The organism is Flavobacterium sp. Arc2, from assembly GCF_041431385.1.
GTDB lineage: Bacteria > Bacteroidota > Bacteroidia > Flavobacteriales > Flavobacteriaceae > Flavobacterium.
Genome location: NZ_JASMRH010000012.1, coordinates 42,780 through 68,336 on the forward strand (window position 1 = coordinate 42,780; position 25,557 = coordinate 68,336).

Sequence of the window (25,557 nt, forward strand, 5' to 3'; positions counted from 1 at the left end):
CTTAACGTTTAATGATTATTATTTCTTCCAATTCGTGCAGGGCTTTGATGGCTTCTTGGTACTGGGGCAATATTTCCCCATTGTGCAGGGCAATGACTGCTTCTTTGTTTTCCAGTGTTTTGGATTGCAGTAAACTGGCGCAGTCCATTACAGTGGGAGCGATATAAAGCCTTTTGGTCAACGGATTGGGATACGCTGGATAAATACCTTGGTCGTTGAGGTATTCTTCTTTTGGGGTTTCGAGCCTAAACCGTAAAGCAAAATAGTTTACGATTCTGTTTTCCTTGTCCACCAGCGGAAAAATAAGTCCATAGCTCCCAAAAACAGTATATGCCATCATCGTCTCTTCACGCACTCCTGCATCACTCTTTTTAAGCACTCCCAAAGCCTCGAATCTGTCTTTGAACTCTTGCTCTCTATTATGATGGAATTGTCCTGAATTGAAGCCTATTCTTAGCTCGTTGTAATCCAGTCCAATGCTCTTTAAATAGTCTTTTGGCTTTTCTGCCTTACTACTTCTAATACCAGTTTCAAAGGACTGGAACAGCGTTTCTAAATTTTCCATAAGCTTCATTTTTTTAAAGTTTTGACACGTAACTTTTTGGCACAAGAAGACACCCTCGGGTATTGCACCGAATCTGCCATCTGTAATATAAATTTGATTTTTGAGTAAGTTGTTTAGCTTTACAACCTACTCTTTTACCATTCTTTAGCTATTAGAATGGAGAAAAGATTCTTGCAATAATCTCTTCATTTAGATTTCTTTTGACAAAGATATGACATGTTTTAGACATTCTTTTTTAGGTAACTTAATCAAGTTATATGAAATAAGTTATTTCGTACTAAAACCACTTAATCAATTGTTTATTAGTAAATTAAGCTTTTTTTAAATATTTTAAAATAAAATAATTTTAACTATTAATTAGTACGGTATTTCTTCTTTTTAATATTTTGCTTTTTTGTAGATAAATCAATCAATTTATGTAGCCAATAAGTTAGTTCTATTATACAATTGAAGAACGGTTGGAGCATAAAATTTATTCCCATGTCTGGTTTTGAAATTGAGCTGATTAAGATAATCTGCAATTTGTCTATAGCTCATTTCTTTCTCTTTGCAATTGAGGATTATTGATTGTGCTTGTCGATTTCGGTCATTGTTTATGGCATTTTCTTTGATTTTATCAACTCCCTTGGCTCTGGCTTCGCTAGTTAGATTTTGCGGATTACCTAATTTTACTCCTTTTTTCTTAAGTTCCTCAAGTGCAAGCTTGGTTCTGGAGCTGATAAGCTTGGCTTCCTGCTCTGCAAGTGCCGAAAAAATATGGATGGTGAAATTGTTGGCTGAGGGCATATCTACCGCCAAAAATTCGATACCAGCATCCATCAAAGAACTTACAAAGCTCACATTTCGAGCTAATCTGTCTAATTTTGCTATTATGAGGATTGCTCCTTCATTTTTCGCCAGTTGGATAGCTTTATGGATTTCGATACGTTCACGTTTATTTGTACCAGTCTCAATCTCAGTAAAACTCCTTAAGATAGTTCCATCCTGTGAAGTCACATATTTTTCAACTGAACTTTTTTGAGCTGACAATCCTAAACCCGAGATTCCTTGCTCTTTTCTACTGACTCTATAATATGCTACAAATTTTTTCATTTTGATATTGATTTAAACCTTAAACGTCCGTTTGTGATTTATTACACTCCAAATGTCCAGGTCTAATTTGGATTACACAAGAAAAACCCTGGATTTCCTGGGTTTACAGCTTTTTTGGGTCACCTACAACCACAAAAAAACGAGGAGATTAGCCTCGTTCTTTGGATTGCAATAATTTTTGAAACTCTGAAAATTCATGGTTGGTAAAATCTTCTTTTTTAAAACTAATAGGTAATTTTAGCGGTTGGGATGTTAGTATCCGTTTCAATTGAGAAAGTCTAAGTCTAATTCTCATTGCTTGTGGTGCTTGTAGTATTATTTATAAAATCCCAGTCTTCACCACTTAGTCCGTCTTTGGACATGTAGAACAATCCAGCTTTGTATCGGTCATAGGCTCCAACGTCAATTCTATCATAACTAAAATACTCTTGAATATCGGTTACAATCTGCTCATGGAGCTTTTTATCTTCAATGTAAATCACAAAATGGTTGTGATAACCTTTTCTATTGGTGAAGGGTTCAGTAGTAAAAAATAGTCTGAGTTCTGTTGAAGTACCATGTTTTTCATTCAAATAATCATAAAGTCCGTGCATTTGTTTAAAACAACTGGTCTTATTACGTTCTAATTTGTAGGATACCGTAAAGAAAAAACTCCAGTCCATCTGCCAGAACGTATGTTGAAAACTCGTCTTATCTGCTAAACAATCGATAAGGTTTCTCATGGACTGGTTTTCTTGTCGTAGTATTTTGTTCTCATCGAACATGATTTCGCTGTCAAAATATCTTGCATGGTCAACTAGAAAGAATCGTTTTCCATTTTTAAATTGGGTTTCGCTCCATAGCTCTTCATTCTTTTTATAAAATCTGTAAATAGTGCTTTTGCTTGATTTTGTACTTTTTATAAATTCTTTTATTTTTTCATATTTCATTTTGTTGGTTCGTTACTCTCTCGTTATTGGTTAGATACAAGAACTCTATACAAGGAGGTTAGTCAAGCATCTATACAATAAATACAAACAAACTTTGAAAAGTGTAGCTTTTTGGCACTTTTTTTTCAAAAATATTTTTTTTTGATGGTTCAATTACTGTTTCAAAGTGAGACATTGTTTAGTGGAATTTCAAAAATTGTGGAATTTTCGAGTGAAGCATCGAAGGAATCAGTTGAAATGTGTACATGTTACAGTGCTACGGGCAGGTAATTTGAGGTTTAAATCGGGGAATTTAGTACTAAAATAGCCGATATAGGGAGGAGGTGGGGTGTGGATTTTGATTCTGATTATTTATCAGAGTCTTCCAGCGTTTACAGGAATGTCTAGGTACGAAACTTGACCTTTTCGTACGTTTTTTATGCTATAAAATCCAAAAGCCACTCCGTATAGAATGGCTTTTCAATATTTTTATTATTTTGAGAATTTTAATTTTTATTGTCTTTTTCTATTTCAAAATTTTCAGGAAAAGGAGGTGGAGTAATAATTTTTAAACTTTCATAAAATAATGATTTTTCTTTCTTATCATATATGCTCATTATATATAAAACTAACTTATCTAAAGGTTTAAGCTGTTCACAAGTTCCACTAATTAAAGTTTTTCTATTTTGCTTATCATCATTAATTATCATAATGTATCGTATTCCATCACTATAATTTTTATCAATAGTATCACATTTTGTTAGTGAAAGTCCATTTATTCTTTTTGTAATATTATCTATTTCAATTTTATCAAAATGGACTTGATAAACTGAGCTAATTCCCGATATATTATTAATTAACACTGTACCTTCTCCATTGGGTTCAATTTTAAACGAACTAATTGTTTTTTTTTGTTGTATTGATAAATCAATATAATAGGCGACTTTTTCATCTTTCGTTTGATTTTTTTTACAACTAATGAATAAATTTATAAGCACAAAAAACAAAAAAATTTCTTTTTTAAATTTCATAATAATAAGTTAAGTTATTCTGTATAATAATTAATTTCTTTCTTTATTTCTTGAGCTGTTTTTGGAATATTATTTTTCTTATAATATTCTTGCAATATTGGCAATAGTTTTATTTCTAAAGTACCATGAGTTTTTGCTTGACGGTGTTGTTTTAAATTTTCTGCCCATTTTTTTGGATAAGAGCCATTTTTTACAGCATCATCCACCCAATCTCTAATATTTTTGTCAATTTTAGAATAATTTATTGTTTTATCATCATAATAATCTTCAGCTATGTTTTCAGCATGAATAAATGATTCATGTCCAATATCATCTATTAGTCCATCTAATCTTCCCTTCCCATCTGCTCCCCCACTGAATTCCATTGAAATTTCCATACGCCCATTTTTAATTTCAGAACCAGTTCTAGCATCTGCACTACTTTTATTTTTAACAAAATTTAAATCGGTATTATTCTTGTCAAATTTGCCACTTTTTTCATACTGATGTCCTGCAATAACTTGTCCTGCTTTAGCAAAATTGCCAAGAAAAGAAATTCCTTGTTTAGATTTTGCAAAAAACTCAAAAGCCTTAACTAATCCAGGATTAACATATTTGCCTTTTTTATCTTTTTCATAAATAAATGAAACATCAATTTCCATTCCTGTTGGGTCTGTAAAAACTAGAGGATTATCAATGCAATATACATAAGGAGAAATATCAGGATATTTAAAAGCCTTAGGGTCGATATTCATCCATCTGCCGAGTGCAGGGTCATAATTTCTCGCTCTGTAGTCGTACATGTTAAGCCCCAGCTCGTCTTGCAATTCTTTTCCGTTGTATTTATACTTAATCCGCGACTGGATTCTAGGTTCTTTCTAGAATTCCAAAAATAACAGAATGCTGAATTTGATTTACTTTTTATTCTCTTTCAGCATTAATTCCTTAATGTATTTTACGGGAGCGCTACCGTAGCTCAAAAATTGCTCGTGAAATTGTTTTAGGCTAAATTTAGCACCTTGTTCTTTTTTAAGCATTTCCCTAAAATCATAAATTTCAGTATAGCCTGTAAAATAAGAACACAGCTGAACCTGAGACAGATTAACGCGGTTCCACTTCCCTTCTGCTTCAGCTTGTTGCTGAAAAGCTTCAGTAATCAACAAATTCATCGCTTCTTCCTTAGTCATGTTCTTAGTATGCACGCTATAATCTAATATCGCATTACAAGTCGTTCTTAGATTCCACTTATAATACATCAACCACATTTCAGCTGAGTTTTTGTATCCGCTTTCCAGCATCATTCTTTCGGCATAAACTGCCCAACCTTCTACCATCGCTCCATTCCCAAAAATTGCTTTAATGAGACTTGGCGACTGATTGCTATATACTAATTGAGTATAATGTCCCGGTATGGCCTCATGAATGTTTAGTATTTGCAAAATATAATCATTGTACTCCCTTAAATAGCTTTCTGATTTTTCTGCACTCCAACCTGACATGCTACCTACATTATAATAGGTGTTGGCATTTTTATCATACGGCCCAGGTGCCGAAATCGAAGCTCCTGCAACTCCAGCCATATAGCTCGGTTCCTTACGTACAACCAACGGCTTTGAAGGGTCTATATAAAGTAAATCTTTGGCTTTTACATACGCAACGAGTTCAGGTATTTGTTTCTCTATCTCCGATTGAAATTTAGCAGGTGTAGTATGTTGAAGGGAAATCTTGTCTATTACCATTTTAATCAGTTGTAACTTATCAGCTGGCTTAGCTGTTGATTTCATGTATTTTGGCCACAAGGAATCGGCCAAAGCAAACATCTTTTCGTGCAGTTCTTTTTTATGATTTACTGCCTTTACAAAAATAGTATCGGCACTATAGCTAGACTGAATATCTAAATTAAATTTTTCAGTGTACAATTTCTCACCTAACCTAAAAGAGCGAGGCGTTTTATTGTCTAAATCCTTTAACCAATTGGTGTAAACCACAATAGCATGTACTGCTGTTTTTGCTTTTTCTTTAATCTCTTTCTTCTCAGTATTGGATAATTTACTTTTAGCTAAAGCGGAAATCAAGTCTTTTTCGAAAACAGATATGCCTCCTAAATTTTGAGAAATAGCAAGAGCGGTATGTTCTAGCGTTGGGTTTTTTATATTTACTTTCGCTGCTTCATAATAAGCCGGAACCGCATCCATTTTCAAATTAAAACTATGTAGACGGACCTCTAAAGAGTCATATTTTCCATTTAATATTTCAGCGAAAGCTCCACTCACATTATATTCTGCCGGATTCCATTGGTAAGATTTTAATTTATCAATGGAAAAAATCGAGCTTTTTAATTGATTTTGTATCATGTAAAAATCAATAATATTATTGTCCGTAAGGTTTTCCAAAGAGTAGTTTTGCAGCGAATCCAGTTGAGCATGAGCAAAATCTAATTGTCTTTTTATATAACTAGAGTCTGAAACTACCAAAACACTATCCAACTTATGATATCCTTGATTAGCAGCCCAATCCGGATACAATTCCCAAAGAGAAGTAACAAAAGTTTCTTTGTATTTCTCGAAGTTTTTATTTGAATCTATTGGAACTTTCTTTTCCTCTTTTTTCTGACATGAAAACAGTAAAACTAGGAACAGAATGGAGAAAATATTTTTTTTCATTGGTTTTATTTGAGATTTTAAAGGTAAAAAAAAATGCTGTTCGATGAACAGCATTTTAAAATCTATAATTAATACGCTAAAAGAGTCAGTAAATCCTTTTCAAATCGGCCTTTTGGCAAATATTGATCTTCCAGTGCTTTTGTAAACGGAATAGGGGTGTCTAAACTCGCTACCCTCTTTACTGGAGCATCCAGATATTTAAAGCATTCTTCCATAATCATTGCCGATATATCGCTGGCAATACCTCCAAACATGGAGTCCTCTTGATATATAATTACTCTTCCTGTTTTCTTAACGGAAGCAAAAATAGCTTCGGTATCCAAAGGTTGTAGCGTTCTTAAGTCTAATAAATCTGCTGAAATTTCAGGATTACTTGCTAATGTATCCAAAGCCCAGTGTACCGCTGCTCCAAAAGCAATGATAGTAACCTCTTTTCCTTCTTTCAGCAAAGCCGCTTTTCCTAGTGGTAAGGTGTAATAGTCTTTTGGTACTTCTTGATACACGCTACGGTACAGTTGTTTGTGTTCAAAAAATAGCACTGGATTCGGGTCATTTATAGAAGCATTCAGTAAACCTTTTGCGTCATAAGGAAAAGCAGGATACACCACCTTTAAGCCGGGTGTTTTAGTAAACCAGGCTTCATTGGTCTGTGAATGAAAAGGCCCCGCTTGCGTTCCGCCACCGCAAGGCATACGAACAACAACATCTGCATTTTCTAACCAACGGTAATGTGACTTGGCCAATAAGTTCACAATCGGATTGAATCCCGTCGAAACAAAATCGGCAAACTGCATTTCGACAATCGCCTTGTATCCGTTGATGGACAATCCCATTCCCGCAGATACCACGGCACTCTCACATATAGGTGTATTGATTACACGTTCTTTTCCAAATTGTGCTACAAATCCATCGGTGATTTTAAAAGCACCTCCATATTCAGCAACATCCTGACCCATAATAACCAAGTTGTCATGACGTTCCATAGATTGCGTTAAACTGGTCGAAATCGCATCTATAAATCTTATTTTTTCTGTATCTTCTGACGGATTAATTACCTCAGGGTTATATAGTTTAAAAACATCATTTAACTCTTCACTTAATGTTGCTTCTATTTCCGGTTCTGCATTGGCAACAGCCAGATTTTCATCGATTTCATTTTTGATTTCACTTCTTAATGTAGCGTCAAACTCGTCCGTAAGGATTCCGTTTTCGATTAAAAAACTACGGTAATTTTCTACAGGATCTTTTGCAGCCCATAGATCCATTAATTCTTGAGGGACATATTTAGTACCACTCGCCTCTTCATGTCCGCGCATTCTGAAGGTTTTAAACTCTAATAAAACGGGACGCGGTTTTTCTATCATTGATATTTTTAATTCTGACAGTAAATTGTATACCTCCAGAATGTTATTTCCATCAATAATATGACTTTCCATTCCGTATCCTTTTCCTTTGTCTGCCAGATTTTCGCAACGGTACTGCTCGTTTGTGGGAGTCGAAAGACCGTAGCCGTTATTCTCAATGACGAACATAACAGGCAACTCCCAAACTGAAGCAATATTCAAAGCTTCATGAAAATCTCCTTCGCTAGTAGCGCCTTCACCCGTAAAAACTGCGGTAATTTTACCGTTTTTCTTTAGCTTATTAGCCAGGGCGATTCCGTCAGCAACACCTAATTGCGGACCAAGATGCGAAATCATCCCAATAATCTTATACTGTTGGGTTCCAAAATGGAAACTTCTGTCACGTCCTTTGGTAAAGCCATTCGCTTTTCCTTGCCATTGCGAGAACAAACGGTACAATGGAATATCACGGCCGGTAAACACCCCTAAGTTACGGTGCATAGGCAAGATGTATTCATCCCTATCCAAAACTGCCGTCACTCCAACCGAAATGGCTTCTTGCCCGATTCCTGAAAACCACTTGGATACCTTTCCCTGACGAATAAGGATCAGCATTTTTTCTTCAATAAGCCTCGGCTTAAGGATCCTTTTATATAAATCTAATAAGGTTTCGTCAGTAAGATTTTTTCTGTCAAAGTTCATTTTATTGGCTTTATTACGCGATTCAAAGATAAAAAAATATAACAGTTTTGGTTAAATTTGTTATATTATTTCATCTACTTATTGTCTTTTAAAATTCTAATATAAAATTATTTAATATATTTGTAATTGGAAGGGTTTTAAAGCCTTCTAAGTTATTAAAAAATAAGTATTATATGCAAAACATTCCTAGTGTTGACTTGCGTGATTTCCTTTCGGACGACCCGAAACGTAAACAAAAATTTGTAAATGAAATCGGAAGTGCATTTGAAGATATTGGCTTCGTAGCACTAAAAGGTCATTTTTTAGATGATCAATTGGTAGAAGAATTGTATGGTGAAATAAAAAGTTTTTTCGCCTTACCGTTAGAAACTAAACATAGCTATGAAATTCCAGGGATTGGAGGGCAAAGAGGCTATGTTTCTTTCGGAACAGAACATGCCAAAGGACGAAAAGAGGGAGATTTGAAAGAATTTTGGCATTTTGGTCAGTATGTGAGTGAAGATTCAAAATACGCTTCAGAGTATCCTGAAAATGTTGAAGTAAAAGAGTTACCACGCTTTAATGCGGTAGGTAAAGAAGCATACCAAATGCTTGAAAAAACAGGTGTTTATGTGTTACGTGCTTTAGCGTTGCGTTTGGGACTGGATGAATTCCATTTTGACAATTTCGCCAAAGACGGAAATTCTATTTTAAGACCCATTCATTACCCACCTATTACTTCAGAGCCTGCAAATGCGATTCGCGCTGCTGCTCATGGTGACATCAACTTGATCACCTTATTAATGGGAGCTCAGGGAAAAGGACTTCAAGTTCAAAACCATAACGGGGATTGGATTGATGCCATTGCTGCACCGGATGAATTGGTAATAAATGTAGGTGATATGTTATCTCGTTACACGAACAACAAATTGAAATCTACGATTCATCAAGTGGTTAACCCACCAAGAGAATTATGGGGAACTTCACGTTATTCTGTACCGTTTTTTATGCACCCTGTGAGTGATATGCCATTGAATTGTTTAGAGAACTGCATTGATGCAGAACATCCAAAACAATTTGAAGATATTACTGCTGGTGATTACCTATATGAACGTTTGGTAGATTTAGGATTAATCAAAAAATAATTCCTAAATTTACTTCAAGTAATAAAAGACATTAAGTTTACTTAATGTCTTTTTTCTTTTGTTTAACATTGCAACATTGAGAATGCTGATTTGAGTTTAAAGTAATTGGAACACTGATAATACGGATTTTAGCAGATCAATTTTATATAAAACGTTTTATTTTAAATATTTATGAGTAGTATTTTACATCGAGAATTAACTCAATATATTTTAAAACATTTTTATGATGTTTACAATGAACTTGGATATGGTTTTCTTGAGAGAGTGTATCAAAATGCTTTATATTATGAACTTAAAGAAAATAGTTTTAAAGTTGAAGCTCAGAAAAAAATTAAAGTTTATTATAAAGAAATTGAAGTCGGAGAATACTTTGCAGATATTATAGTAAATGATTTAATAATTTTAGAGTTGAAAGCTCAGGATTATCTGATTGAAGCAAATGAGTTTCAATTAATAAATTATTTAAAATCTACTGACTGTGAGGTTGGTTTGCTTTTAAATTTTGGTAAAAAGCCTGAATTTATTAGAAAAATATATCAAAATAACCAAAAATAATGCTTTCAGTATAAATAAAAGATCCGCGATTATTCATTTTAAATCTGCGTCATCCGCGTTCTATTATTCATATCATATTCATTTTAAAAACAAAGCAATAACAGAAAGTAAGATTACAAGTAAATAAAAAAAATCCGTGACCATCCGTTTTAAATCCGCGTTATCTGCGTTCAATTTAAACGCAATCTGAAAACAAAAAATAAAACACACGTCATCTGCGTTTAATCAAAACATAAAATATGGACTTACAAGACCAATTAAAAAATCTATTCCCAGACCACGAGCCCGGTCCCGAAGAGAAAGTGGAAGAAGCTCCGCATGAATTATACGTTCAAAAAGAACCTATGATTTGTAAATTCGAAAAAAGGAAAGGAAAGGCTACTACCGTAATTGAAGGTTATGAAGGATCTGACGAGGATTTTAAAATCCTAGCCAAAGAAATTAAAACCAAGTTAAGCGTTGGTGGTACTTTTAAAGACGATTCTATTATTATTCAAGGAGATTACCGCGATAAAATCATGGAAATTCTGAAATTAAAAGGTTTCAAAGTAAAACGCGTGGGAGGTTAATTCCCTCCTGACCTCCCCAAAGGGGAGGAAACGAAAATAATAAAAATCAGAATTGACATAGACTCCCTTCTATAGGACGCTCTAATAATAACAACTTTGTGAACTTTGCGAAAAACCTTGCGAACTTTGCGGTTAAACATAAAAATAAATGATACAATCATCAGAATTAATACTAAATCCAGACGGAAGCGTTTATCACTTGAATCTGAAACCAGAACATATTGCACACGATATCATCTTTGTAGGTGATCAAAACCGTGTAGAAAAAATAACTCAATTCTTTGACAGCATCGAATTTTCTACTCAAAAAAGAGAATTCAAAACCCAAACAGGAATATTCAAAGGCAAAAGAATAACAGTAATGTCAACAGGAATAGGGCCTGACAATATTGATATTGTAATCAATGAATTAGATGCCTTAGTAAATATTGATTTAGAAACACGCCAACCAAAAGAAAAGCTTATGTCGCTAAACATCATTAGAATTGGAACTTCGGGATCCTTGCACGCTGATATTCCCGTGGATAGTTTTGTGATGGCTAAATTCGGCTTAGGCTTGGATAATATGCTTCGCTCCTATCTTGTTGATGAAGTGTCAATCCTAGGGATGGAAGATGCTTTTGTAAAACATACTAATTGGGATGTGCGCAAAGGAAAGCCTTACATAATTGCCTGTTCAGAAAAACTGGAGAAAATCATCGAAAGCGACAAAATGCACAAAGGAATTACAGCAACTGCTGGAGGTTTTTACGGGCCTCAAGGTCGTGTATTGCGTTTGAATATTCAAGACGAAAGTTTAAATTCTAAAATGGATAATTTCAAATTTGAAGATAATAGAATCACTAATCTCGAAATGGAAACTGCTGCAATCTATGGCCTTTCCGCACTTTTAGGACACCATGCGTTATCATTAAATGCCATTATTGCAAATCGTGCTACAGGAACTTTTAGTGCAGATCCGTACAAAGCAGTTGATGAATTAATCGCTTATACTTTAGACAAATTAGCTAATAATTAATTTATTTAGGAGTCATTTCCCGTCTCGTCCTTTAGACAAGATTACAATCTTTTTTTCGATGAAAACCTCAAAAAAAGATTTCGAGTTCTATTAGGCCGAAAATATACAGTACAAATACCAACTCATTGTAAAATGAATGCTACTATCGAAACTAATCGTTTAACACTAAGAAAAATTATTCCTTCCGATGCCGAAGGAATGTTTCTTTTGGATTCAAATCCAAATGTACATGAGTTTCTGGGTAATCAGCCCGTTATTTCAATAGAAGAAAGCAGGGAATATATCGCCAATATCAGAAACCAATACCTTGAAAACGGAGTAGGTCGCTATGCGGTTATTCTGAAAGAAACAAATACTTTTATAGGTTGGTGCGGTATAAAATTCATTACTGAACCAGAAAATGGCCATGTTAACTTCTACGAAATAGGTTATCGATTTATTGAAAATTATTGGGGACAAGGATTTGGTTACGAATCGGCAAAAGCCTGGCTCGATTACGGATTCAATATTATGGACATAAAAACAATGTATGCGTCCGCAAATATTGAAAATGTTGGTTCGCGCAGGATTCTAGAGAAATTAGGAATGCAACAAAAAAACGAGTTTGATTGGAATGGTATTGCTTGTCTTTGGTATGAATTAAATGCAAATAATCAAGGTTGAAGAATAGACAACCTTTAGTTTTAAATTGTAGACACCATAGAAGAGGCTGTTGAAGCCTTAAGCAATGGCAGTGCCGATTATTTTATTTGGGAACACTTTATGACCAAACCCTTGGTGTAACTAGGAGTATTACGAATAATTCGAAACTAATGCAATACATTGACTTTTAGCGCTTTTAAGACACAATGCCTTATCGCTGAAGCTATTATTGCTAATCATGCTTCGAGAACTTTTAACCCTGATACATACAAAGCGGCAGATGAACTGATTCCTTCTACTTTAGATAAATTAGCGAAGTAATTTAAATTGAATATTGGAAAAAATTAAAGAAGTTAGCAAATCAAATTGTTAACTTCTTTTTAGAATTCGCTCTCCATTTATATAGTCCGACGGTCGCTGTCTAAGGATTTTGTAGAAAGTATTACTAAAAGTCGGTACACTATTATAGCCTACAGCTTGCGCCACTTCATTGACGGTAAGGTGTTTTTCTAACAATAATTCGATTGCTTTTAAAATCCTTCGAATAGTGAGGTATTGTATGAATGACATCCCTAAATCTTTTTGAAACAATCGATATAGTGAGCGCTCACTAAATCCGAATTGAACAGCTATTTTAGAAAATAAAATGCTTTCCCCTAAATTATCATCTAAGTACTTTACTATTTTTGTTAGCCGAACGTCTTTAGAAAAAGGCAAGGATAGTGGCAAGTTATTCAAACATATTGTAGGTAAAATTGCTTTAATAGCTTTCGTTATATCATAATTTCGACTTCCTTTTATTAAATTTCCATCCCATCTATTGGTAAAAAGCATCATTTGAAGTAGCAAATCGTTGATTGGATAAATCCCTTCACTTTCATAAAAAGTATGCTCATTCTTTTTAACAGGAAAATATAAATTTCTCATGATTACGTTTTCAGAATTGGTATGAATACTGTGCTCCACCCCCGCCGGAATCCACATAAAATGGCGGGCAGGCAAGAAATAAGTATTTGTTTGCGTAATCACATACACAATACCACCTTCAGTGTATAACATTTGAGCTTTGTCATGTTTATGAGTTGGAATTAGTAATTCACCCATTAAATCATGATGACAATAAATACTTTTTTTATCCGTGTCAACTTTATTTATATAATACTTTTCTTCAATCATATATTGCTTTTATGGTGTCCGAAATGGATAGCTATTTGTCTTTTTAAGATATTTTGTCAACTGTAAATTTCTGTAATATTGTAATATTAATAAATTAAAATATCTAATATTTTTAATTCATCAATAAAACACACCTATTATTATTAAATTCCTTACTAAAAATAAAAATTATGCACTTAGAGCGAATTCGATTTCAAAGTTACAAAGACATAATAATTTCTGCACAAGAAGCTGCCAGTTTTTTAAAAGATAAAATGGTAGTAGGCACAAGCGGATTTACAAAAGCTGGCGATAGCAAAGCGGTGCTTCCTGCATTTGCAAAAAAAGCAGAATTTGAAAATGTAGCTATTACACTTATTACCGGCGCCTCTTTAGGACACAACACGGATGCTGATCTAGCCAAAAATAATGCATTATATAAAAGAATGCCTTTCCAGGCCGATAGTTCACTTAGAAACAAAATTAACGAAGGTGAGGTATTGTTCATAGACCAACATCTAAGCGAGACTGCTGAATTATTGGAAAACAAACATTTACCAAAACTTGATTTTGCAATTCTTGAAGCTACATACGTCGACGAAAAAGGAAATATTATACCTACAACATCTGTGGGAAATTCAGCCACTTTTGCACACTTAGCAGATAAAATTATTATTAAAATAAACACCTCTATACCTTTAAATTTTAAAGGATTACATGATGTTTATATGCATGATAAATATCCAAATAGAGATGTTGTCAATATCAAATCTGCTGATGATCGAATTGGAGTCGATTACATAACTATTGATCCTAAAAAAGTAGTGGGAATTGTGTTTACAGAACTTCCGGATAGTGCTGCTTTAGTTAGTGCCCCAGATGAAAAAACAACTGCGATTGCTGATCATCTTTTAGCATTTTTTGAAAATGAAATCGAAGTTGGGAGACTAACAAAATCATTAATGCCCTTACAAGTAGGTATTGGAAAAGTTGCTAATGCAGTGATGTCAGGATTTTCAAGAGGGAATTTTGAAAATTTAGTCATGTATTCTGAAGTATTGCAAGACAGCACCTTTGAGTTATTCGATTCTGGAAAAATGGATTTTGCTTCGGCATCATCGATCACAGTTTCTGAAGCCTGTTACAAACAAGTGCTAGAAAATTTTGATCAGTATAAAGACAAAATGGTTCTCCGTCCTCAAAACATTAGTAATTCGGCCGAAGTAATACGCAGATTAGGAATTATAGCTATTAATACCGCTATCGAATTTGATATTTATGGCAATGTAAATTCAACACATATCTCAGGGACTAAAATGATGAATGGCATTGGTGGGTCTGGAGATTTTGCCCGAAATAGTTTTTTAAGCATTTTTGTCACGCAGTCAGCTTCTAAAGAATTCAATGCAATATCGCATGTAGTACCTATGGTCCCTCATATAGATCATACAGAACATGATGTAGATATTCTAGTTACTGAACAAGGTTTAGCTGATTTAAGAGGTTTAGCACCAAGAGAACGCGTAAAAGTGATAATTGAAAATTGTGCTCATCCAGATTACCAAGAGGAACTAACTGATTATTACAATCGGGCTTGTTTAGGTGGTGGACAAACTCCTCACCTACTAGAAGAAGCTTTTTCTTTCTATACCCGATTTGCAAAAACTGGAAGTATGAAGCAAAAGAAAGCGATTCAATTATCTAACTAAATCTATATTTTTCAGTTTTTAATTTGTTGATTCCCTATTCATTTTTCTATGTTTAGGGAATTTTTTTATTTGAAATCCTCGTTTCTCTTAGTACCTTAGCAATAAATTTGTAAAATGAAAACAATAAAAATTGCCGGAGTACCGGAGCATTTCAATTTACCTTGGCATTTAGCCTTAGAAAACAAAGATTTTGAAGCCCATAATATCGATTTACAGTGGACTGATGTACCTGAAGGAACTGGTAAAATGTGTCAGATGCTCCGCAATGGAGAAGCTGATATTGCGGTAATATTAACAGAAGGAATTGTAAAAGATATCGTTGCCGGAAATCCTTCTAAAATTGTTCAGGTTTATGTAGAAAGTCCATTGATTTGGGGAATTCACGTGGCAGCCAACTCCAAATATAACACCCTTTCCGATTTAGAAAATACTAAGGTGGCTATTTCGCGTTTAGGTTCTGGCTCTCAATTAATGGCTTACGTAAATGCCGGCAATCAAGGTTGGAATACAGACAACCTTAAATTTGAAATCATCAATACCATTGACGGCGCTGTTGAAGCTTTGACCACTGGTACTGCTGATTACTTCATGTGGGAACGTTTTATGACTAAACCATTAGTAGATAAAGGAATTTTTAGACGAATTGCAGATTGTCCTACCCCATGGCCTTGTTTTGTAATTGCTGTACGAGATGAAATATTGGAAAATAATCCAGAGATTATTAAAAAAATTTTGAGCTGTATCAATACAACTACCAAAATTTTCAAAGACATTCCTGATATAGACCAAACTTTAGCGGCTAATTATCACCAAAAAACAGCTGATATTCAAGAATGGTTATCGTTAACAGAATGGTCAGAAAAACCATTAACCACTAAAATGTTAAACAATGTTCAAAATCAACTATTTCAACTGAAAATCATTGATAAAATAGGTACTTTTGATGAAATTGTAAAACTACTCTAGTTTTTTGATTGTTGGTGGCACTATGATGAACATTAAAAATATTTCTTTTAAAAATTTTAAACAAAAACTTCGGGTTAAAAAACCCTGGGATGACGTTATCATTTTTGTAATGAATATTTTAATAGCAATCCCTCTTTTCATCATAGCTCACGAGAATTTAATAGAATTAAACTGGTTTTTTAATCTGGACAGAATTCTTTTATTTTTATTTATAATCGTTGTAATTCAGCTGATTTTAAGACTTTTAAGAACCATTATTATCATTTGCATCTTCTTATATATTTTAGTTTTATTTTACGGAACAGCATCTGGAAACTATGGGTTTAACAGTGTATATGAAGATTATGATTCGATGTTATATACGATGTCTGATAATCCAAACCCGCAAGATATCATAATTGCAAAACTGCTGCCGTTTCCCAATAAATCTAAGATTATTAATGCTATTGAATATCAAAATCCCCGAGTGCGGAACTTTGCTATTATGGCTACTTCAAAACATTTCAAAAACATAAGAGGATATTCTGATTATCGAACTATAATACAATGCTTTGCTGTATTTAAAGAAATAAACAGCCGTTGGAATTATGTTAGCGACCCAAAAGATGGAGACTATATTGCTACCGCAAGTGAATCATTAGATTATTTTTCTGGAGATTGTGACGACCATTCTATTTTGATGGCTGCGGCGGTACGATCCATTGGAGGTACGCCAAGACTTATACATACTAAAGGACATATTTATCCTGAAATACTGATAGGTACCTTAAACGATCTGGAAACCGTCAATTACTTGATTAAAAATGTGCTTTTTGAAAAGGAAAGCTATAAAAAGCAACTTCACTATCATATTGATGAACGCGGTCAAGTCTGGCTAAACCTTGATTATACGGCTAAATACCCAGGAGGTCCTTTCATGTCAGAAGAAATCCTGGGTGCATTAACACTATATTAATTCTACTTATTTTTTCAGTTGTCCCAAAATTTCATAAGAATGAAGTCGAGCGTCATGATCATAAATAGCAGAAGCGACCATCAATTCATCGACTTTCGTTTTTTCAAGAAAATAGTCTAATTCTTTTTTTACTTTTTCTGGTCCGCCTATGAACGTGTACGCAATCATTTGTTGCAATGCTGCTTCTTCCATTGGATCCATAAAACCTTCGCCAGGATCGACCGCTTCTTTAAGCTGCTGTCTATTTCCCGTTATAATCCCTAGGAACAACCTTTTAAAAGAAGTTGCTAAACGAGCCGCCTCTTGATCAGAATCGGCTGCAATTACATTGACACAAGCGATAACATAAGGTTCCTTTAATTGTTCTGAAGGTTGGAAATTATTGCGATAAATCGATATGGCGGTTAGCAATTGAGCAGGCGCAAAATGACTTGCAAAGGCGTAAGGTAAGCCTTTAGCAGCCGCTAAGTAAGCACTGTCAGTACTCGAACCTAAAATCCAAATAGGGATATCTAATCCTTCACCAGGAATAGCGCGAACACGTCCTTTTTTATTCCCTTCAGAAAAATACAGTTGTAGTTCTTCGACATTAGCGGGAAATTCCTGAGCTGCATGTTCATCTCTTTTTAAGGCTGCTGCAGTAAACTGATCCGTTCCTGGAGCACGACCTAGACCTAAATCGATTCGGTTAGGAAAAAGTGTTGCCAGTGTTCCGAATTGCTCTGCAATTATTAGTGGCGCATGATTAGGCAACATAATTCCACCAGAGCCTACTCTTAACGTAGATGTTCCTGACGCAATATATCCAATTAAAATAGAAGTTGCACTACTGGCAATTCCTGGCATGTTATGATGTTCTGCTAACCAAAAACGATTATAGCCCCATTTTTCAACATGTTGAGCAAGATCAAGACTGTTTTTAAAAGTATCAGCTACATTTCCCCCGTCTCTAACTATTGCGAGGTCTAGAACCGATATTCTTGTTTGAGAAAGATTATTTTTATCCATGATTAATTTCTTATTGTAACAACAAAAGTAAGGATTGTATTATTTGTTTTGGCACAAAGAAGTATTAATACAAAGTTAAAAAGGGCACTTGAACTGAATAGGTTTGGCCTATTTAAATTAAAATTAGTTATCTTCAACAAGTTTAAAAACGCAATTCAAAATTTATCATGGAAAACTCAAAACTTAAAGCCTTTATACCTCTTTTTTACCTTGTTTGGTCTGATGATCTCTTAAGTCAAAAAGAATTCTTGACCTTACAACAATTTATCATTTCCCAAAGCTGGCTTTCTAAAGAGGAACAGGAAACGCTTCTTTCAAAAATTGCTGTTTCTTCTCCTCCGTCCAGAGAAGCAGTCGCTAATTGGAAATCTGAAATTGAAATTATTCATCAGAAAAAACCTTTAAGTAGATCGATTTTTGACCTTTCGCTTTTACTTTCTGAAAATGACAAAAGCATCAGCGAACATAGACCTGCTTTCCTACAACTCGAAAATGATTTAGGAATTTCAGGCGAAGAAGCTATGAGAGACTTCAAAACAATTGCAAACACCTTTACTTCAAATCATCAAACCAGCAATAGATTTGAAATAGAAAAATTGACTCAAATTCTCGATGGAAAACAAGCCAATATTATTAAAAAAGTAAAAAATATTATTAGCCAACCTGAATTTGCCTATGAAACTTCGACAGATACGGCTGTTTATAGGGAAAAAGTATACGACTGGTGTAAAATCCTGGCAAAAGAAAATTTGGGGAATATGGCCTATCCAAAAGAATATGGCGGTGGCGATAATATTGAAGACTATTTTGCTGTAATGGAAACATTGAGTTACCACGATTTAAGCTTAGTAATCAAGTTTGGAGTACAATTTGGACTTTGGGGAATGAGCATTCAATCTCTTGGTACCGAAAAACATTACAAGAAGTACTTAAAGGATATTGGTACACTTCAGCTACCAGGTTGTTTTGCAATGACAGAAACGAATCACGGCTCGAATGTAAAAGGAATGGAAACAACAGCCACATACAATCATAAAGACCAAACATTTACCATCCATACACCCAATGAAAAGGCACAAAAAGAATATATTGGAAACGCCGCCGTACACGGACAAATGGCTACCGTTTTTGCTAAATTAATCATTGGTGAAACTGATTACGGTGTTAATGCTTTTATCGTTCCTCTTCGTGATGCTGACAGTAAAGTTCTAAAAGGAATTACTATAGGCGATTGCGGACTAAAAATGGGGCTTAATGGCGTTGATAATGGAACAATAAGTTTTGAAAATGTGGTAATCCCAAAAGAGAATATGCTAGATCGCTTTTCCTCGATAAATGAAAAGGGAGAATTTGAAAGTCCGATTCCAAGTGATAACAGACGTTTTTTTACCATGTTAGGAACTTTGGTTGGTGGCAGAATTGGGATTCCTAGATCTGCATTGGCTGCAGCCAAATCTGGATTAACAATTGCAATTAGGTATAGCGATCAGCGCAGGCAATTTGGACCTGAAGGCGGTTCTGAAGTTCCAATCTTAAATTACCGAATCCACCAGCGCAGACTCCTTCCATCACTGGCAAAAACATATGCAATTCATTTTGCGCTACACTATGTAACGCAAAGGTTCATTAATAAAAGTGAATCTGAAATGCCTGAAATTGAAGCGCTCGCTGCAGGTATGAAGGCCTACTCTACTTGGAGCACAACTGCTATTTTACAGGAATGTCGTGAGGCTTGTGGTGGCAAAGGTTATTTGTCTGAAAATCGTATTGATGCTTTAAAAAATGATACTGAAGTCTACACTACTTTTGAAGGTGATAATACAGTATTAATGCAATTAGTTGCTAAAAATCGTTTGTCAGAATTTAGAAAATCATTTGGCAAAATGGATGCAATGGGGATGATTAATTATGTTTATGAGAATGCTAAAACTTCAATTTCTGAAAAGAATCCAATTATAACTAGAAAAACAGATGATACTCATTTAATTGACGAGGATTTCCATTTACATGCTTTTAAATACAGAGAAAAAACGACTTTAGCCTCTGCGGCAAAGCGAATAAAAAAGTTAATTGATAGCGGACTTGATCCTTATGATGCTTTTAATGTTGTACAGCATCAAATGATAGATGTTGCTCAAGCTTATCTTGAAAGAGTTGTATTAGAACAATTTCAAGAAGCCATACAAACTATTGAAGACAAAAACAGCAAAGAAGCCCTGTTGAAATTATATCAATTGTATGCACTTTCTCAGATTGAGAAAAATAAAGGGTGGTATCTTGAGGATGGCTATATGGAAGCGGTAAAAACAAAAGCCATACGTAAGATGGTCAATCAGCTTTGTTGGGAAATTAGACCGGATGCTGTTTCTTTAGTAAATGCATTTGACATTCCAGACAGCTGTCTTGCCGCACCCATTGCATTCTAAGATTCGAAAAATTAAATCAATGTCCGATATAAATTAAAGCCAACTTATCTTTTAATGCTTTAAAGCCTAAGTGATATAATACCCTTTGGAATTTTTAATAGGTTCAATATTCTTGTTATCAATCTCTAAAAGGGTATTTTCAATCATTGCAGACATAGTGTCTAAGGCTAAGTCATTAGGCTCAACACCAAAGGGATCTTCTAACTCATCTGCAATGGCTTCAAGCGCCACAAAAGTATAGGCTATAAACACAATTACAAAGGGCAAAGTCCACAGCATACTTTCGCCAAAACCAAAAGGAAGCAAAAAACAATAAATATATACTGTACGATGCAATAAAACACTGTATGTATAGGGTATTGGAGTACTGGCGATTCGTTCACAACCACCTATAATATCTGATAATTTATTAAGATTTTCATCAAAAGCTACTTGCGTTATACTGTCTAATTTCCCATCAATTTTTGCCTTATTTACCCAAAGTCCCAATTCTTTTAAAATAACAATGGGCTTAAAAACCGCTGTTTGTAGTTTTTGATTATAAGAATCTGATAATAAGCGTTCCAAATCAGCATCTGGCTTTGTTTCTCTTAATTGGTGTTTTAAAGCATGAACAAGTGCCGCAAGCATCATTATAAAATGAGTACGTTGTTTTTGATAATCTACTCCGTCTACAAGCGTATGGGATTGACGAGCAAGTGAGCGAGTATCATTTAAGAGTGCGCCCCAAAGCTTTCGGCCTTCCCAAAATCGATCATAGCTGACCGTATTTCTAAATCCCAGAAAAATAGCTAAGGCAATTCCGAAAAGGGTAAAAATTGCCGGGTTTACATAAAGATGGTACTGTAGTAAAGAATCTCTAAAATATACAATAGCTATCGTGTATATGAAAAGAATAAGTAAGCGTGGTAATAATTGAGGGAGAACTGAGCCGTTCCATTCAAACAGCATACCGAACCAGTTTGTTTTTTTCTTTATAATCATACCGTAAATTTAGTAATTAATACCAACTCAGTTACTAATTTTACTATTGATTTGTTTTAAATTTATTCCTCTTTTTATTAGTAAAATCTATACTGAAAAAAAAAACTCATTCTTGGAAAGTTTCATAGATAATGTTTCACGATAGTTTGTTTAGCCTCCCCGACCCTATCAATTAATTTCCTTATTCGCTTTACAGTACGCAACAAAGTTATCAAAGGGAATAAAAACATTAGTAGAGTACTTCTATTAAACCCAACTCAATTTTTATTCGAATTAAAAAATTATATGATATAAATCATTTTAAATAACCAATTGTTAGTGTATTTTTGTTAAGCATATGAATTTCAACGATATAAAAACAACAATCAATTTAGAACCTATTATTACTTATAGTATAGTAATCTTAGGTTGTATTTTATTAGGTCTTCTCTTGCGATGGGGCCTTTTTTGGTTTATTAAGTTTTCTACTCAAAGAAATCCAACCATTTTAAAATCGCAACTGCTAAAACATTTAAAAAAACCTACTAAATTTTTACTTCCTCTTCTATTTATCTATAGTTCTTTTAGTATTATTGAACTAAATACATTTTGGCAAAAGATGGTTGAAAGTTTTATTATCATCAATTTCTCTTGGGTCATAATTACATTATTAAATGCTTCAGAAGAAGTTGTTAAAGAAAAGTTTACTGTTGATGGCTACCATCAGGCAAAAGAGAGAAAGGTATTGACGCAACTGCGCTTTATGAAGAGTTTTTCCATTATTATCATCGTCACTATTGCTATTGCAGTAATCTTATGGAATATTCCAGCGGCAAGAAAAATTGGTACTACCATTCTAACTTCAGCAGGTGTTATAGGTATTATAGCAGGTGTCGCTGCTCAAAAATCGATTGCTAATCTAATAACAGGTTTTCAAATCGCTTTTACTCAGCCTATTAAAATAGATGATGAAGTTGTTATACAAGGAGAATTTGGTGTTGTTGAAGATATAACTTTAACCTATGTGGTCATTAAAACTTGGGATTGGAGACGTCTCGTTTTACCCCTTAATTTCTTTAGCGATAACTCGTTTGTAAATTGGACCTTTAGTTCTAGAGAATTAATTGGCAGCGTTTTTCTGCATGTGGATTATACATTTCCCGTTGCGATATTAAGAACAAAATTATTGTCACTTTTAAAAGTTAATCCTTTATGGGATAACAAAGTAGGCGAACTATTAGTTACAAACAGTGATGATAGAACCATTGAATTACGTGCCACATTTAGTGCTAAAAATGCTACCGATGTTTGGAATATGCGCTGTGAGATAAGAGAACAGCTTATAGGGTTTATACAAGAAAATTACCCTGATTCTTTACCAAAATTAAGGCAAGTGGACGAATTTAAAAATAGTAAAAATGATTGATAATCTAAAAGATGACATCCTTTTTAAAAGTATTTTCCAGTCTTCAGTAGAAGGAATTTTAGTAATAGATGACAATGGTTTAATTATTAAAGCTAATCCTGCTAGCGAGCAAATGTTTGGTTACAAAAGCAATGAATTAATTCAAAAAGAAGTTGAAAGTCTTATTCCTGCTGAATTTAAAAATAATCACAAATCATATAGAGACAATTATTCTACAAAACCGAAGGCTAGACGTATGGGCCACAATTTAGATTTATGGGGATTAAAAAAAGATGGTTCACAATTTCAATTGGAAATAAGCTTAAGTCCCACTGAAATTGACAATAAACAAGTGGTAATTGCTTTTATAATTGATATTACGGAGCGTATGTCTGCAAAACAGGCATTAGTAGTTAGCGAAAGCAGAATGGCTGAAGCCCAGAAAATTGCACATGTTGGAAACTGGTATTGGAACTTACAAACTAACGAGAGAAGTTGGTCAGACGAATTCTATAGAATCTATGGCCTTCCATCAGGAGATGAGCGGCTAAATAAAGAAACCGTAAGAAATTTTATTAATCCAGAGGACAGAGAAAATGTTGCCAAAACGATATACGAAGGTATAATAAATAAAACACGCTATAAATACAAGAAAAGGATCATTAGGCCAGATGGTACTACGAGGTATATCCTAGCAAAAGGAAAAACAGTTTATGATGAAAAAGGCAGTGCAAAAGAAATGTATGGCACCATTCAAGATATTACTAAGAATCAAAATATTGAATTAAAACTAAAAAGCAGTAAAGAAAAAACTCAGGCCATACTAGAGGCTTTACCAGACGTAGTGATTCTTTATGACAAACACGGAAATCATCTTGAAGTTAATGCTCCAAATGATTTTCAGCTCGTAGCACCTTACAGCGAGCATATAGGCCAAAATATTGATAAGTTGCTTCCGCAAAATGTTTGCGAGAAAATAAGAATGGGTTTTACTAATTGTGATAAAACTAAAAAAAACCAAATCGTAGAATATTCACTCACTATTATGGGCGAGTTGAAACATTTAGAATCCCGAATAGTTCAAACCGATGAGGGTAATTTTCTATGTATTATACGCGATATCACCGAAAGTAAAATTACAGAAAAAAGCATCCTAGAAAACGAACAAAGATTAATACTGACCTTAGAAGCGGGTGAATTTGGGTCTTGGTACCGGAATTTACATACAGATATATTTGTAAGAGATTCATATCAAAATTATTTATTTGGCTTTAAGCCAGAAGAATATACTGTTAGCTACCTAGATTTTTTACGGAAAATTTATCCTGAAGACAGGGACAACCTGCAGTCAACTATAGCTGACGCAATAAAAAATAGTAGCAGTTATACTATTGAATATCGAATAGTACATTCTGATTTATCGGTTCATTGGCTTCATGAGAAAGGAAAGGTTTTTAAAGATGCAGACGGAAATCCGGAAAGAATTATAGGAGTAACTAATAGCATTACGAACCAGAAAAAAGCAGAGGAAAAATTAAAAGAGAGCGAAGAAAAATTACGCAATTATACTATTGAGTTAAAAGAAAAGGTAAAAGATCGAACTAAAGAACTTACAACCGTCGTACAAAAGTTAACGGAGTCTAATGTAAGTCTTCAGGATCAAATCCATGAAACCAAGGAGGCCGAAACCAAAGTTGTGAGAAATAAACAACTACTCGATGATGTCTCTCATAATTTTCCTAGGGGATTTATTACTGTGATTGACTTAAAATTTAAGATCGTATTTATTGCAGGAGAGGAATTAGTGGAATTGGGCTTCAAAAATTTAGCAGATAAAGAAACAAGAACTGATGACGTTGTGGGAGTTTCAGATTATATCAAGGCTATAGTTAAAGAGAACATCAAAAAAACGCTCAAAGGAGAACATCTCTCTTTTGAAATTGAACATAAAGACAACCATTATCTTGTCAACACTACCCCTTTATCAAATAACAACAAAAAAATTGAACAAGTTTTATTAGTTTTTAATAACGTTACCTTGCAAAAGAAGGCCGAATTTGAAATGTTTAATACCTTAAAAAAAGAGCAGGAATTGAGCGAATTAAAATCACGTTTCATTTCGATGGCGTCGCATGAATTCAGGACCCCTTTGAGTGCTATACTTTCTTCAGCTATATTAATTGAAAAGCAAAATGAAGCTGGTAAAGAAGAAAAAAGATTAAATTATGTTTCTAAAATAAGGTCAAATGTTAAAAACCTCGTAGTGATACTTAATGATTTCCTATCCCTGAGTAAACTGCAAGAAGGAAAAATAATTGCCCAACCAATAGTGTTTAATTTGGTGGATTTCTCAAAATCATTAATCGAAGAAATAGATGGAATTAAAAAAAATGGCCAGATAATTACATTAAAATGTAACCATTTAGTAATTGAGGTATTTCTAGATTTAAAACTTCTTAAACATATCATATATAATTTATTATCTAATGCAATAAAATATTCAGAAGATAATAAAGAAATAATTATTAAGATAGAAGCTAATCATCAGCTTGTATACATAGAAATTAAAGATCAAGGTATTGGTATTCCTACCGAAGATCAAAACAATATGTTTGAACGCTTTTATCGCGCTAATAACGCTGCAAATATTCAAGGAACTGGTTTAGGATTAAACATTGTGAAACAGTATACAGAATTAATGGGCGGTACTATCAGTTTTAAGAGTCAATTAAATGAGGGCACTAGTTTTTTTATTGAGTTTCCTTTAAATAAAAAATAA

21 protein-coding genes and 1 pseudogene are annotated in these 25,557 nt (G+C 34.0%); 12 read left to right on the plus strand and 10 right to left on the minus strand.

Going from position 1 to position 25,557, the window contains the following annotated elements:
* Position 1: 1 nt before the first annotated feature.
* The 7 genes from QO182_RS09965 to QO182_RS09995 form a co-directional block, all read right to left on the minus strand.
* On the minus strand, positions 2-565 hold the full coding sequence (locus QO182_RS09965; protein ID WP_371561316.1) for a hypothetical protein: 564 nt from the start codon (positions 563-565) through the stop codon (positions 2-4).
* Between the two features lie 414 nt (positions 566-979).
* Entirely contained in the window at positions 980-1,657 is a 678-nt protein-coding gene (locus QO182_RS09970; RefSeq protein WP_371561317.1) for a recombinase family protein, read from the minus strand.
* Positions 1,658-1,941: 284 nt separating this feature from the next.
* Entirely contained in the window at positions 1,942-2,586 is a 645-nt protein-coding gene (locus tag QO182_RS09975) for a hypothetical protein (RefSeq protein ID WP_371561319.1), read from the minus strand.
* Positions 2,587-3,071: 485 nt separating this feature from the next.
* Positions 3,072-3,596: a hypothetical protein gene (locus tag QO182_RS09980; RefSeq protein WP_371561322.1), complete on the minus strand. Its 525-nt coding sequence runs from the start codon at positions 3,594-3,596 to the stop codon at positions 3,072-3,074.
* A gap of 14 nt (positions 3,597-3,610) precedes the next feature.
* Entirely contained in the window at positions 3,611-4,441 is an 831-nt protein-coding gene (locus QO182_RS09985; protein WP_371561498.1) for an RHS repeat domain-containing protein, read from the minus strand.
* 48 nt (positions 4,442-4,489) lie between these two features.
* Entirely contained in the window at positions 4,490-6,238 is a 1,749-nt protein-coding gene (locus QO182_RS09990) for a DUF885 domain-containing protein (protein ID WP_371561324.1), read from the minus strand.
* Positions 6,239-6,306: 68 nt separating this feature from the next.
* Positions 6,307-8,283 (minus strand): thiamine pyrophosphate-dependent enzyme, encoded by a 1,977-nt coding sequence (locus QO182_RS09995; protein WP_371561327.1) that lies wholly within the window; start codon positions 8,281-8,283, stop codon positions 6,307-6,309.
* A gap of 173 nt (positions 8,284-8,456) precedes the next feature.
* On the opposite strand from QO182_RS09995, the gene QO182_RS10000 reads away from it, so the two are divergent.
* From QO182_RS10000 to QO182_RS10025, 6 genes and pseudogenes are all read left to right on the plus strand, one after another.
* Positions 8,457-9,407, plus strand: coding sequence for an isopenicillin N synthase family dioxygenase (locus tag QO182_RS10000; protein WP_371541835.1), 951 nt, complete (start codon positions 8,457-8,459; stop codon positions 9,405-9,407).
* A 171-nt stretch (positions 9,408-9,578) separates the two neighbouring features.
* A complete protein-coding gene (locus tag QO182_RS10005; protein ID WP_371561330.1) occupies positions 9,579-9,962 on the plus strand; it encodes a GxxExxY protein in 384 nt (127 codons plus the stop codon).
* Between the two features lie 239 nt (positions 9,963-10,201).
* Complete coding sequence (locus QO182_RS10010) at positions 10,202-10,531, plus strand: translation initiation factor (protein ID WP_371561332.1); 330 nt, start codon at positions 10,202-10,204, stop codon at positions 10,529-10,531.
* Positions 10,532-10,679: 148 nt separating this feature from the next.
* Positions 10,680-11,549, plus strand: coding sequence for a nucleoside phosphorylase (locus tag QO182_RS10015; protein WP_371561335.1), 870 nt, complete (start codon positions 10,680-10,682; stop codon positions 11,547-11,549).
* Positions 11,550-11,681: 132 nt separating this feature from the next.
* Positions 11,682-12,212, plus strand: a complete 531-nt coding sequence (locus QO182_RS10020) for a GNAT family N-acetyltransferase (RefSeq protein ID WP_371561338.1) — start codon at positions 11,682-11,684, stop codon at positions 12,210-12,212.
* A gap of 24 nt (positions 12,213-12,236) precedes the next feature.
* Positions 12,237-12,329: pseudogene (locus tag QO182_RS10025) on the plus strand (ABC transporter substrate-binding protein); the annotation flags it as partial.
* A gap of 231 nt (positions 12,330-12,560) precedes the next feature.
* Here QO182_RS10025 and QO182_RS10030 read toward each other — a convergent pair.
* A complete protein-coding gene (locus QO182_RS10030) occupies positions 12,561-13,367 on the minus strand; it encodes an AraC family transcriptional regulator (RefSeq protein ID WP_371561340.1) in 807 nt (268 codons plus the stop codon).
* 170 nt (positions 13,368-13,537) lie between these two features.
* On the opposite strand from QO182_RS10030, the gene QO182_RS10035 reads away from it, so the two are divergent.
* The 3 genes from QO182_RS10035 (at position 13,538) to QO182_RS10045 (ending at position 16,976) form a co-directional block, all read left to right on the plus strand.
* Positions 13,538-15,055 (plus strand): succinate CoA transferase, encoded by a 1,518-nt coding sequence (locus QO182_RS10035; protein WP_371561343.1) that lies wholly within the window; start codon positions 13,538-13,540, stop codon positions 15,053-15,055.
* Between the two features lie 114 nt (positions 15,056-15,169).
* Positions 15,170-16,021: a substrate-binding domain-containing protein gene (locus QO182_RS10040; protein WP_371561347.1), complete on the plus strand. Its 852-nt coding sequence runs from the start codon at positions 15,170-15,172 to the stop codon at positions 16,019-16,021.
* Positions 16,022-16,043: 22 nt separating this feature from the next.
* Positions 16,044-16,976: a transglutaminase gene (locus QO182_RS10045; RefSeq protein WP_371561349.1), complete on the plus strand. Its 933-nt coding sequence runs from the start codon at positions 16,044-16,046 to the stop codon at positions 16,974-16,976.
* A 6-nt stretch (positions 16,977-16,982) separates the two neighbouring features.
* Here QO182_RS10045 and QO182_RS10050 read toward each other — a convergent pair whose 3' ends face one another.
* Positions 16,983-17,984, minus strand: coding sequence for an LLM class flavin-dependent oxidoreductase (locus tag QO182_RS10050; protein ID WP_371561352.1), 1,002 nt, complete (start codon positions 17,982-17,984; stop codon positions 16,983-16,985).
* Between the two features lie 167 nt (positions 17,985-18,151).
* Between QO182_RS10050 and QO182_RS10055 the strand changes: the two genes are divergently transcribed.
* Positions 18,152-20,410 carry an acyl-CoA dehydrogenase gene (locus tag QO182_RS10055; protein WP_371561354.1) on the plus strand — a complete coding sequence of 753 codons (2,259 nt, stop codon included), beginning with the start codon at positions 18,152-18,154 and terminating at the stop codon, positions 20,408-20,410.
* Between the two features lie 66 nt (positions 20,411-20,476).
* Here QO182_RS10055 and QO182_RS10060 read toward each other — a convergent pair whose 3' ends face one another.
* Positions 20,477-21,394 (minus strand): bestrophin family protein, encoded by a 918-nt coding sequence (locus QO182_RS10060; RefSeq protein WP_371561356.1) that lies wholly within the window; start codon positions 21,392-21,394, stop codon positions 20,477-20,479.
* A gap of 337 nt (positions 21,395-21,731) precedes the next feature.
* Here QO182_RS10060 and QO182_RS10065 point away from each other — a divergent pair, with 337 nt between their 5' ends.
* Both QO182_RS10065 and QO182_RS10070 read left to right on the plus strand, forming a co-directional pair.
* Positions 21,732-22,799: a mechanosensitive ion channel family protein gene (locus QO182_RS10065; protein WP_371561358.1), complete on the plus strand. Its 1,068-nt coding sequence runs from the start codon at positions 21,732-21,734 to the stop codon at positions 22,797-22,799.
* Entirely contained in the window at positions 22,792-25,557 is a 2,766-nt protein-coding gene (locus QO182_RS10070; RefSeq protein ID WP_371561361.1) for a PAS domain S-box protein, read from the plus strand. Before QO182_RS10065 ends, QO182_RS10070 begins: the two co-directional genes overlap by 8 nt.

Coding starts and splice junctions, on each gene's coding strand:
- QO182_RS10050 (WP_371561352.1), bottom strand. CDS start 17,984: ATGGATAAAAATAATCTTTCTCAAACAAGAATATCGGTTCTAGACCTC.
- QO182_RS09975 (WP_371561319.1), bottom strand. CDS start 2,586: ATGAAATATGAAAAAATAAAAGAATTTATAAAAAGTACAAAATCAAGC.
- QO182_RS10060 (WP_371561356.1), bottom strand. CDS start 21,394: ATGATTATAAAGAAAAAAACAAACTGGTTCGGTATGCTGTTTGAATGG.
- QO182_RS10010 (WP_371561332.1), top strand. CDS start 10,202: ATGGACTTACAAGACCAATTAAAAAATCTATTCCCAGACCACGAGCCC.
- QO182_RS09990 (WP_371561324.1), bottom strand. CDS start 6,238: ATGAAAAAAAATATTTTCTCCATTCTGTTCCTAGTTTTACTGTTTTCA.
- QO182_RS10035 (WP_371561343.1), top strand. CDS start 13,538: ATGCACTTAGAGCGAATTCGATTTCAAAGTTACAAAGACATAATAATT.
- QO182_RS10005 (WP_371561330.1), top strand. CDS start 9,579: ATGAGTAGTATTTTACATCGAGAATTAACTCAATATATTTTAAAACAT.
- QO182_RS09980 (WP_371561322.1), bottom strand. CDS start 3,596: ATGAAATTTAAAAAAGAAATTTTTTTGTTTTTTGTGCTTATAAATTTA.
- QO182_RS10020 (WP_371561338.1), top strand. CDS start 11,682: ATGAATGCTACTATCGAAACTAATCGTTTAACACTAAGAAAAATTATT.
- QO182_RS09995 (WP_371561327.1), bottom strand. CDS start 8,283: ATGAACTTTGACAGAAAAAATCTTACTGACGAAACCTTATTAGATTTA.
- QO182_RS10030 (WP_371561340.1), bottom strand. CDS start 13,367: ATGATTGAAGAAAAGTATTATATAAATAAAGTTGACACGGATAAAAAA.
- QO182_RS10065 (WP_371561358.1), top strand. CDS start 21,732: ATGAATTTCAACGATATAAAAACAACAATCAATTTAGAACCTATTATT.
- QO182_RS10045 (WP_371561349.1), top strand. CDS start 16,044: ATGATGAACATTAAAAATATTTCTTTTAAAAATTTTAAACAAAAACTT.
- QO182_RS10055 (WP_371561354.1), top strand. CDS start 18,152: ATGGAAAACTCAAAACTTAAAGCCTTTATACCTCTTTTTTACCTTGTT.
- QO182_RS10070 (WP_371561361.1), top strand. CDS start 22,792: ATGATTGATAATCTAAAAGATGACATCCTTTTTAAAAGTATTTTCCAG.
- QO182_RS09965 (WP_371561316.1), bottom strand. CDS start 565: ATGGAAAATTTAGAAACGCTGTTCCAGTCCTTTGAAACTGGTATTAGA.
- QO182_RS09970 (WP_371561317.1), bottom strand. CDS start 1,657: ATGAAAAAATTTGTAGCATATTATAGAGTCAGTAGAAAAGAGCAAGGA.
- QO182_RS10040 (WP_371561347.1), top strand. CDS start 15,170: ATGAAAACAATAAAAATTGCCGGAGTACCGGAGCATTTCAATTTACCT.
- QO182_RS10015 (WP_371561335.1), top strand. CDS start 10,680: ATGATACAATCATCAGAATTAATACTAAATCCAGACGGAAGCGTTTAT.
- QO182_RS10000 (WP_371541835.1), top strand. CDS start 8,457: ATGCAAAACATTCCTAGTGTTGACTTGCGTGATTTCCTTTCGGACGAC.